Annotated in this window: 4 protein-coding genes; 1 reads left to right on the top strand and 3 read right to left on the bottom strand. The window is 62.1% G+C overall.

The window, feature by feature from the left end:
• Positions 1-67 precede the first annotated feature (67 nt).
• From K4G67_RS17425 to K4G67_RS17410, 3 genes are all read right to left on the bottom strand, one after another.
• Positions 68-2,260, bottom strand: coding sequence for a hypothetical protein (locus K4G67_RS17425; protein ID WP_420830057.1), 2,193 nt, complete (start codon positions 2,258-2,260; stop codon positions 68-70).
• A 613-nt stretch (positions 2,261-2,873) separates the two neighbouring features.
• Complete coding sequence (locus tag K4G67_RS17415; RefSeq protein ID WP_239807504.1) at positions 2,874-3,764, bottom strand: EthD domain-containing protein; 891 nt, start codon at positions 3,762-3,764, stop codon at positions 2,874-2,876.
• A 13-nt stretch (positions 3,765-3,777) separates the two neighbouring features.
• A complete protein-coding gene (locus K4G67_RS17410) occupies positions 3,778-4,839 on the bottom strand; it encodes an SDR family oxidoreductase (protein ID WP_239807503.1) in 1,062 nt (353 codons plus the stop codon).
• Between the two features lie 97 nt (positions 4,840-4,936).
• Here K4G67_RS17410 and K4G67_RS17405 point away from each other — a divergent pair, with 97 nt between their 5' ends.
• Positions 4,937-5,317, top strand: a complete 381-nt coding sequence (locus K4G67_RS17405; protein WP_239807502.1) for a winged helix-turn-helix transcriptional regulator — start codon at positions 4,937-4,939, stop codon at positions 5,315-5,317.
• Positions 5,318-5,634: the final 317 nt, after the last annotated feature.

Below are 5,634 nucleotides of genomic sequence, written 5' to 3'. Positions count from 1 at the left end.
CCAAACGCAACGCCGCCGCAAAGCGCATCATCACAAAATAGGGCGTGTAGCTATCGCGCCGCGGTCCTCACCGGATGGATACCTTTGCCTTCGCCAGATTGGGGTTCATCCCGGCGAGCATGTAGAGCGCCTGCGAGATGCGGTTGAGCAGCGGCGCCGACTTCTCGTCGCAGGCTTCCTGGAGCCAGTCGTCCGCATTTTCCAACTCTCGCTCGAGGAAGAGCATGAGCGAGAAGGTCACGGGTTCGACGATACCGTCGTCGCGACACGCCAGGCTCGCACCGTTCGGCCCGTCATGGGTATGGAGACCCGATCGCGCCATATCGTCGGGCGCGCGCCGCAGCGGAATCAGGCTGGTTCCAATGAGACCCAATATGGCGGGTTCCATCTGGCCGACGATCTGCCCGTGCTCGAGGTTCAGCATTCTGATCGGCTGGCTCGCAAGATGCGAGAGAATCAGCCACGCATCAAGGTCGGCATAGGTCACGCTGCCTTCGCTCGGGTCGATTTCGACGGTTCCGGCATATCCTGGCCGTTTGACCACGGCCACGCCGTCGGCGCGGACGAACATGTCGAGCTGTCCGACGCTCGGCACCCACATGACCGACCGCGTGCCGGGCTTGAGCGGCCGTATGCTCGGCGAGCGCTTCAGCAGCTGGTTCATGAAGGACATCGAAAGCCCCGGCGTTTCGACCTGCAATCCGAGTAGATCGAACAAGGACATCGCGCCGATTACGTCGCCCAGCGGAAGCCGGGCGATAATGCCGACCAACCAGTCGGCGGCATCCCGGTCCTGCTCGTCGTTGTCCATCCGACCAGCCAGTTCGGCGGCAATCAAGCGCGCAAGCTCGGACGCGATCAGTTCGGGGATGCGACCGGTGAAGACGGCGCGGTTCTTGTCGTCGAGCACCGTTCCAATCAAGCCGGATCGCACCATGTCCCCGACTTCGGTGGCGTCGGCATGGTCTCGCATGGTCTGCTTGCGGACCATGAACGTGTGCATCGACCGCAGTCGGATATCGTATGGCCGGTCATCGCTGCCATGATCGTCGAGCACCGCCCGCGCGAAGGTCGCGGCCTGTTCGACCAGCTGATCCTGAACGAAGTGTTCGCGCGTGTGATGGAACAGGCTGAGGCTGAGCAACGGTGGCAACACCGCGGACATGCCCTGCTCCATCATCGGATCGCCGATGACATTCGCCGCCATCGCATGCAGCACCCACGGCTGACGATACTCATCGGCCTTGTCGGCACCCTTCATGAAGTCCACACCAAGCCCATCGAGGACTCTGAGCGCGTGATCGAACTCTTCGTCGTCGAGCTTCTCGACCTCGACCCGCACGCCGCGACGAGCGAAGGGTGTCTCCTTGCGACGGGATTCGCCAAGCCAGAGGCGATCGATCACCGAGGTGTCGGCCTCAATCACGAACTTGAGCTTCGCTCCCATCCCCTGGGCGGACAGAATCTCCAGCTCGCCGCGGATGGCCTCATGTTCCAGCCCGAGCGCATCAATCGCGATGACCAGGGTCGGCCCATTGGTCCTCGAAAGCTGCTGTAGCCAATGGCGGGCTTCGGCGGCGGAGATTCGCCAGCCGACAGCGTCGCCGAGCAGCCTCGCAACCTCTTCAGCGATGCCGGTCGCCGCGGTGCCGGAGGCCTCGACTAAGAGGACCGCCATGTCGTCGGCCGTTTCGGTGCCGATCGCCAGTTCGCGAAGGACGTGACTCTTGCCGATTAGCGGCGCGCCCTCGATCGCGATGACCCGGCGGGGTCCGCGAAGCGCCTTCAGTGCATCGACCGAGGCTTTGCGGGAGATGTGAAAATTAGTGGTGAAAGGCGTGTGGGGGTCGTTCCAGTCGCCGGTCAGATCGTCGAGCGTTTGCTGGGTGGCGGCGCGCAAGGCGGCCATCCAGACGTCGGAACCCGGCCCCATGAGCGTCGCGATGGCGTCGCGCAGATCAGAATCGGCGATCTTCAGGGCCGCCGTCATTAAGGCGACGAGATCCGTCTCGTTGGGCAGTCCCCCATCCATAAGCTCGCCGGTATGCGTGTTGTAGCATCGGGTGTCGGTGCCATTCGACACGACGACGATGGGCGGCCGCGGATGGAGAACACGCGCATAGGAGAGGCCTTGGGCGACATCGTCGGCGTTGAGCGGCTGGCCCGGTTTCTTGAGTTCGAGGATCGCGAGGCGCTGGCTGCCCTTCTCGATCAGTATGTCGAGACGGCCGCGCCGCTTGGACGAAGAGGCGCCATCGATCTTTATCTCGTTGTGGCCGAGCTGAAAGGAATAGGTGAGTTGGTGCTTGATCGTGGTGACGTCGAGCCACGGCATCGCGGATTGAAGAGCGGCATTGGCACGGGCTTCGAGATCGGTTTCGGTCTTGCCGACGGTGATTTGAGAAACGGTCATGTCCTCGGTTTACACTGCCGGTGGCGCCGACTTCATTATTTAAATCGACCCTCGTTACCTGGTGCGGGACTCTTTCCTGACCCGCCAGGTCAGGAAAACGCTGAATGTCTGCTCCGGGAAAGCGCTGCCGTCAAACACGCCGCTTTGAAAGGGCAGGATTGTCCCAAAGCCAGTCGGCTCGTCTGCTTCTCCAGCCTATGAACGAAGGGCCGCTATCAGGGATACGTTCTGGACTGTCGAACGGCCGCTTTGTTGGCGGTGGCTGACTGAGACATCGGCATGACCGAACGGCAGCTTTCTTTATCCTCGTGCCTGGAACCGGACAGTCAGGAGACGTGAAGGGTTCCGGGCGCCGGAGGCGTACGGAACCCTTCACGGTTACTGACCGTCTGGTTTCAGCCGGGCGTTCAAGAAAGCAGACATCACTCCGCGAATATGGATACGCGCCTACGGAGCCTCTCTACCGACCGTCGAACAGCCGCGTTACTTCGTCCTGCACTTGATTGAGTGCGCCCGCGCGCTCGATCAGCATTGCCGGACGGCTTCCGCGAACGCCCGCAGTCGTTAATGCGCCATCGCGAATATAAGTATAGACACCTTCGACCAGCCAACCGCCCATGGCCTTGGCCTGTTGCCCCAACGCATAGGCATGGGTTGCGTAATCCTCGCTTGCCATCCAGCGTTCGGCATCGATCCGGCTGCCCCATGCAACTTCCAGCAGCGCCACGTGTTTGCGGCGGGGCGGCAATCGGTGATCCACGCCAGGCGCAGCGGGCTGGGGTTCGCTATTGTCGTATGGTTCGGGCAAATGCAGGCGCACCTTGCGGATGCCCTCCGCGCTCGCCAGCGCTTCGGCCAGATTGGTGATCGTCGCTTCGAACGCCTCGCCATGGCCGTGGACGTGCAGGTGCAGATGATGACCCGGCTCTTTCCGGTTGGGCACTGGATCAGGATCGCGATCGATCAGCGTGCGCGATCCGTCGGGTAGATCGTAAGCGACGTCATGGCCGATGAAATTGCGCTCGTCCGCAAAGAGAAGCGGGCTCGCATCCTCGAACCGCTGCTGGCTTTCACGATCGGGAAAGCCGATCTCCACCATCCCGTCGAGATCAATGGTAAGTGGTTCGACACCATCCGGCATTGGCCACAAATCGGCCGAACGCGCCGCATCGAAATGATGCTGCACGTAATAGCCAAGGCCCGGCAATCGCGCGCACAGCGGCCCATGAACATCGCGCCAATAGGCATCGAACAAATCGCGTGGAACGCCGGGTCGGCGGGTCAGCGGCGTGTAGGTCAGATGGCGGATCGTTTCATCGCGGGCGGAGAAATCTGGTAGGTGAGTGGTCATGGATTGGCTCCGGTTAGGGAATCAGGCGCTGGGCGCGCAGGCGTTCGAACAGAGCGAAGAACGCGGCATCAGTCTGCCGGTATCCCGTAAAGCCCAGAGTCCGGCTCTTGCCCATATCGGTCAGCACTTCGATCGGCCGGCCGAGATCGGCGTCCGTGTGCCAGGGAGATGCAAGCTGCGTGAGATCGGGTTCGGCCAGCCCATCTCGCTCGGCAATCCGCCGCCATACGAGCGCATCCTCCGCCATCTGTTCCTCGAGCGGTCGCGGCGTACCGTCGAAAGATGCCGGCTCCAGCCCGAACCAGTCGGCGATGCGCTCCCACATCCAGCGCCAGCGGAAGACGTCGCCATTGACGACATTGAATGCCTCGTCATGCGCGGACTTTGTCTCGGCTGCCCATAGCAGATGTTCGGCAAGCAGATCGGCGTCTGTCATGTCGGTCAATCCGTTCCATTGTGCGGCCGATCCAGGAAAGGCGAAGGGACGGCCGGTCTCGCGGCACAGCGTAGCGTAGGTGGCGAGCGTGGTGCCCATGTTCATGGCGTTCCCTACCGCCATACCGATCACGGTATGGGGGCGATGCACGCTCCAGCTGAAGCCGTCGCGCTCAGCGGCTTCGAACAGCTCGTCTTCCTGCGCGTAATAGAAATTGGCCACGTCGAGGCGCCCCTGGTTCTCGCGAAACGGGGTCTGCGGCAGACGGCCTTTCCCATAGGCTTCGAAGGGGCCGAGATAGTGCTTGAGCCCGGTGACCAGCGCGACGTGGCGTGGGCCGTCGCGCTTGGTTAGCCCGGCCAGGAGGTTGCGCATCATCGCGCCGTTTACGCGAATATTTTCCGCTTCCGTTTCGCGGCGCAGCCAAGTCGTTACGAACACCGCATCGGGATCGATACCTTTGAGGGCTTCGGCGGTCGCGGCTCTATCCTGAAGGTCCGCCGGAACCGGTTGGACTCCCTCAATTTGCGCGCGGCTGCGCGAAAGTCCGTGTACTTTCCAACCCCGATTGATGAGCAGACGGGCGATCGCGTTGCCGTTGATGCCGGTCACGCCGGCGACCAGTGCGGTCTTTGCCATATAAAACTCCTTTATTGTCCGACCGGAGTTAGGCAGGGTCGGCACAAGGTTCCAGACGGCACCGAATTGTAACCTAGGCACCGTGAGGTAACCGGCATTGAGATCAGGAACCCCCGAAGAGGAATGGCGCGAGGATTGTGCGCCGCGCCGGCTTCTTAGCCTGTTCGCCACCAAGTGGACCAGCATGGTGCTGCACACGCTCGACGCGCTGCATGGTGGTGGTGCACGCACAGGCGTTTTGCAGCGCAGCCTGCCCGGTATATCGAAGAAGATGCTGGTGCAGACCCTGCGAGAGATGGAGCGGATTGGCCTCGTCACCCGCCATGTGGAAAGCGTCGTGCCTCCGGCGGTCGAATACCGGCTGACCGACCTCGGTCGCCGTTTCGTCGAACCGGTTCAGCTGCTCTACGACTGGGGCCGCGACAATTCCGACGCACTCGACCAGTTGCAGGAGCAAGCGGTGACGCCAAGTAATTGATCGCTATCCGTTGCGCGAAGCTCAGGTGACCGGTCACCCGCCATACGCTCGGCCACACACTTCGCGCACTGGATGCCGTAAGCTCTCAGCCTGTTCGAATGATCGCATGGCAGAAGGCGGACGAAATCGCCGCTTTTAACAAGACTTGCTCGTTGGCTTGGCAGCGGTCCGGCGAACACTTCTGCACGGCACGGTTGTAGTGCTGTGGTGGTAGAAGGATACTAGTCAGGTCATGGGCCGGTGCACGAACCGCTGCGCGGAGGGGTGCTTGCGGCGCGGTTGAGGTAGAACAGCGGGCGCAGCGCCTGGATTGAGCA

Source organism: Croceicoccus hydrothermalis, assembly GCF_022378335.1.
GTDB lineage: Bacteria > Pseudomonadota > Alphaproteobacteria > Sphingomonadales > Sphingomonadaceae > Croceicoccus > Croceicoccus hydrothermalis.
Note: the sequence above shows the minus strand (reverse complement) of the source record. Positions and strands in the feature narration are given on the sequence as shown.